4 protein-coding genes are annotated in these 4,622 nt (G+C 65.3%); 2 read left to right on the top strand and 2 right to left on the bottom strand.

Annotated elements, in window-relative coordinates; genetic code table 11:
* A partial coding sequence (locus tag JWR89_RS14135) for an AAA family ATPase (protein WP_299717204.1) occupies positions 1-608 on the bottom strand: 608 nt, incomplete at its 3' end.
* Positions 609-804: 196 nt separating this feature from the next.
* The gene (locus tag JWR89_RS14140) at positions 805-2,208 is read right to left on the bottom strand and encodes a DegQ family serine endoprotease (protein ID WP_299717205.1); all 1,404 of its coding nucleotides are present in this window, start codon (positions 2,206-2,208) and stop codon (positions 805-807) included.
* A gap of 323 nt (positions 2,209-2,531) precedes the next feature.
* On the opposite strand from JWR89_RS14140, the gene JWR89_RS14145 reads away from it, so the two are divergent.
* Both JWR89_RS14145 and JWR89_RS14150 read left to right on the top strand, forming a co-directional pair.
* Entirely contained in the window at positions 2,532-4,133 is a 1,602-nt protein-coding gene (locus JWR89_RS14145; protein ID WP_299717207.1) for an OprO/OprP family phosphate-selective porin, read from the top strand.
* 148 nt (positions 4,134-4,281) lie between these two features.
* Positions 4,282-4,622, top strand: a 341-nt coding sequence (locus tag JWR89_RS14150; protein WP_299717209.1) for an alcohol dehydrogenase catalytic domain-containing protein, incomplete at its 3' end; no start/stop codon positions are given.

Below are 4,622 nucleotides of genomic sequence, written 5' to 3' on the forward strand. Positions count from 1 at the left end.
ACCGCGCGGGCCTCGGCGTCGAGCGGTAGTTTGCGCTCCTCGACCTTCTCGGCGTGGGCATAGAGCTGCTCGATGGCGGCCGAGTCGAGCGACTGAAATACGAGCACGCGCGCGCGCGACAACAGCGCGGCGTTGAGTTCGAACGACGGGTTCTCGGTGGTAGCGCCGACCAGCACCACGGTGCCGTCTTCCATGACGGGCAGAAAGGAATCCTGCTGCGCGCGGTTGAAGCGATGCACCTCGTCGACGAACAGCAGCGTGCCCTTGCCCATTTCGCGGCGCGCGCGCGCGGCTTCAAACACTTTCTTGAGATCAGCGACGCCGGAGAACACCGCGGAGATCTGCTCGAAGTGCAGTTCGGTGGCGTCGGCGAGCAGACGCGCGACCGTAGTCTTGCCGGTGCCGGGTGGGCCCCAGAACACCAGCGAACCCAGCGTGCGCGTCTCCAGCATCCGCGTCAGCGCGCCGTCGGGGCCGAGGATGTGGTCCTGGCCGACCACGTCCGACAGCACGCGCGGCCGCAGCCGCTCCGGCAACGGACGCGGCGCGTCGTGCTCAAGACCGGCGGCGGCGAACAGGTTGGTGGGCTGTGAGGGTTTCGGGCTCATGGCTGCTGTCCCTCCCCCGGAGCGAAGCGAAGCTTTGCGAGGTGGGGAGGGTGGCTCGCCGAAGGCGAGTCGGGTGGGGGTGCCACGGGCGACGGCGTTTGTGGCGCCCCCACCCGACCGGCCTTGCGGCCGGCCACCCTCCCCACGCAAGCGCGGGGGAGGGAAAAGAGCCGCAGGCGCCGGTGATACAATTGCCTCATCCGCCGAGCGTGACGTTGATCTGCTGGCCGGCGCGGACGACGACGATGCGCCAGATCCGGCTCGGCGTGCGGGTGGCCTTTTCCAGGTCGGCGGTCTTGGCTATCTTGGTGTCGTTGACCGCAAGGATGACGTCGCCCTTCTGGAAGCCGACGCTGGCCGCCGCGGCGTTGTCGGCGAGTTCGGTGACCACGACGCCTTCGATGGACGAATCCAGCCGCAACTCGTCGGCGACCGCCGGCGAGATGTTGGCGACCTTGGCGCCCTGGAACGGCGAGCGCGTGGTAATGACGATCTCGTCGCGGTTGCTGTCCGGCGCGGTCTCCAGCGCGATGGTCAGCTTCACCGGCTTGCCGCCGCGCTGCACGTCGATCTGCGCGGTGCCGCCGAGCGGCCGGGTCGCGAAGCGATAATCGAAGGCGTTGGGGTCGTCGACCACCTGGCCGTCGATGGCGACGATCAGGTCGGACAGTTTCAGGCCGGCCTTGGCCGCCGGGCTGTTCGGCGTGACATTGGCGACCAGCGCGCCGGACGGCGTCTTCAGGCCGATGGTCTCCGCGATCTCCGGCGTCACCGCCTGCAGCCTCGCGCCGAGCCACGGCCGCTTCACCGCCTTGCCGCCTGATTTGGCGGAGGCCACGACGACGCGCACCATATTGGCGGGAATCGCAAAGCCGATGCCCTGCGAGCCGCCGGAGCGTGAGAAGATCGCGGTGTTCACACCGACAAGCTTGCCGGTCATATCCACCAGCGCGCCGCCGGAATTGCCGGGGTTGATCGCGGCGTCGGTCTGGATGAAGAACTGATAGTCGGTGATGCCCACCTGGGTGCGCGCCAGCGCCGAGATGATGCCGTGGGTCACGGTCTGCCCCACGCCGAACGGGTTGCCGATGGCGAGCACGACGTCGCCGACCAGCAGGTCATCCGAATTGGCAAAATCCAGCGTCGGGAATTTTTCCTTGGTGTCCTTGATGCGCAGCACCGCCAGATCGGTGCGGCTGTCCTTCAGCACGATTTCGGCCTCGAATTCGCGCTTGTCCGACAGCGAGATTTTGACCTGATCGGCGCCCTCGATGACGTGGTTGTTGGTGACCACCAGACCCGACGAATCAACCATCACGCCGGACCCGAGCGAACGCTGCATCTGCTCCGGCGGCGCGCCGCCGCCGCCGAAGAAGCGGCGGAACAAGGGATCCTCCATCAGCGGATTGCGGACCTGTACCGTCTTGGCGGCATAGACGTTGACCACCGCCGGCTGCACCCGCTGCACGACCGGCGCATAGGACAGCCGGACCTCGTTCGGCGACGCCGGAACCCGGCGCTCCTGGGCAAAGGCGCCGGGGGCGGACAGGACGGCGGCGCACAGGATCAGTGTCGCAACAGCGCGAAAATTGGGGAACATCGGTGGCCTCTCTGGGAAATCGCCGGGAATATAGGCCGTTCGGGCCGGCAATAGAAGAGCGCGTTACCGGTAATCGGGCGTCGCAACCGGCCGACTAAACCGCCCTCGGTGCATGCGCGGCGAATCGGATCCGCTATGGAATACCACCGATGCGCAGATCACATGATGAGCGTCATACCGGTGTAAAAAACGACATTGCGTCGCTCCGGAAAGACACAGTCTTCCACAAATCATCGCAGGCCGATGCCGGAGCACACAAGGATACTTCCCTTGAATCGCGATTGGCGCGACGATTTGACGATTGTAAAAGCAAGGGTGATGTCATGAAACTATCAACTCGGGGCGCCGCCGCCGCGGCCGGACTTATCGGGGTACTCGCCACGCTTCCGGCTTACGCGGAGTCAGCCAGCAGCGACGCTGAAATCGCGCTGCTGAAGCAGCAGCTCAAGCTGATGGAGCAGAAGCTCGACAGGCTGCAGAAGCAGACCCAGGCCAACACCAGCGCCGCGGCGACGGCCAATGCCAAAGCCGATGCCAAGGTGGTGAGCGTCGCCAGTGCCAATGCTGCCTACACCAAGGGGCCGATTGCGCCGTCCGGCGTCGTCGTCACCATGCCGAACAACCGTCCGACCATCTGCACCGCGGACAACCAGAACTGCGTTTCGATAACCAGCCGCGTGCACTTCGACGTCGGCGGCTACGATTACCGTCCGAATGGACCGGGCACCGCCGTGCGCGGCCTCGATAGCGGCGACAACGTGCGCCGCGCGCGAATCGGCCTGCTCGGCAAATTTGCCGGTGACTGGAACTACGCGCTGGTCTACGACTTTGGCGGCACGTCGGACGGCTTCGGCGGAACCGGCACCGCTGGCGGCACCGCGGTCGGCTTCCTCCCCGGCGGCGCCGTGTCCGGCATCGAGAATGCCTATATCAGCTACACCGGCTTCCATCCGTTCGGCGGCAAGTCGGCGATTGAAATCGGCGTAATGGATCTGCCCTACACCCTCGACGAAGCCACCAGCTCCAACGACACCACGTTCATGGAGCGCTCGTCCTCGAACGTGATTGCCACCAGCATCGCGGCGGGCGATTTCCGCTCGGCAGTCGGCGCGCGCTGGTTCGACGATCGCTACTGGGCCGGCGCCTACGTGACGGGCCCGACCACCGGTGCGATCCACTCGGCATCCAGCGTCAATCCGAATGGCACCTCCGAACAGTACGGCGTGGTTGCCCGCGTCGCCGGCCAGCTGATCAGCGGCAAGGACTACTCGTTCCATCTCGGCGGCGACGCCCAATTCCTGCTCGCCGCTCCGCACAACCGTGTCACCGGCGCACAGACCCTCACCCTCAGCGATCGCCCCGAACTGCGCATCGATCCTACTACGATCGTGACGACCGGCGCGCTGGCCAACGTCTCCGGCGCCCAGGTTTACAGCGTCGAAGCAGCGGGCAATTATGGGCCGTTGTTCTTCCAAGGTGAATACTATTGGTACAACGTCGATCGCAACGCGGCGACCGGGCTACCTCCGGTCGGCGCATCCAACGTCAAGTTCGACGGCGGATATGCGCAGGCGAGCTGGGTCCTAACCGGCGAAACCCGCAAGTACAATGCGGCCAATGCCGCTTACGGCGGCATCGCTCCGGCCAATCCGTTCTCGCTCGATCATGGCGGCTGGGGTGCCTGGGAAATCGCCGGCCGCGTCAGCCGGATCGATCTCAACGACCAGCTCGCCACCGCGAACGGCGTCGCCGGCGGCGTTCAGACCGTCTATACGGCGGGCCTGAACTGGTACGTCAACACCAATGTCCGCTTCATGTTGAACTACCTTCATGGCGATATCGCTAAGCAAGTCAGCGCCACCAATGCTGCCGATGCCGGCGCCAAGTTCGACGCCGTCGCAATGCGCACGCAGGTTGCTTTCTAAGCAAGCCTGCAAATCGCCCATTTCGACCATAGAGCCGGAGCAGCCGAAAGGCTGCTTCGGTGGTGTCGTTTCGAGCAGTCAACCGCTTGCATATGGCCGGCGACCAAGTCACTAACCCGGGATCATATTCCGGATAAGGAGCTTTGGCATGAAGGCCGTTGGATACCAGAAGTCGCTGCCGATCGACGCTGCCGAGGCGCTGTTCGATTTCGAGGCCGCCAAGTCCGAGCCAACCGGCCGCGACCTTCGCGTCGCCGTCCGGGCGGTGTCCGTCAATCCCGTCGATACCAAGGTGCGCATGCGCGCCGTGCCGGCCGAGGGCGACACCAAGATCCTCGGCTACGACGCCGCCGGCATCGTCGATGCCGTCGGACCCGACGTCACCTTGTTCAAGGTCGGCGACGAGGTGTTCTACGCCGGCTCGATCCTGCGCCAGGGCACCAATTCGGAATTCCATCTGGTGGACGAACGCATCGTCGGCCGCAAGCC

This window comes from Tardiphaga sp., assembly GCF_028290785.1.
Lineage (GTDB): Bacteria > Pseudomonadota > Alphaproteobacteria > Rhizobiales > Xanthobacteraceae > Tardiphaga.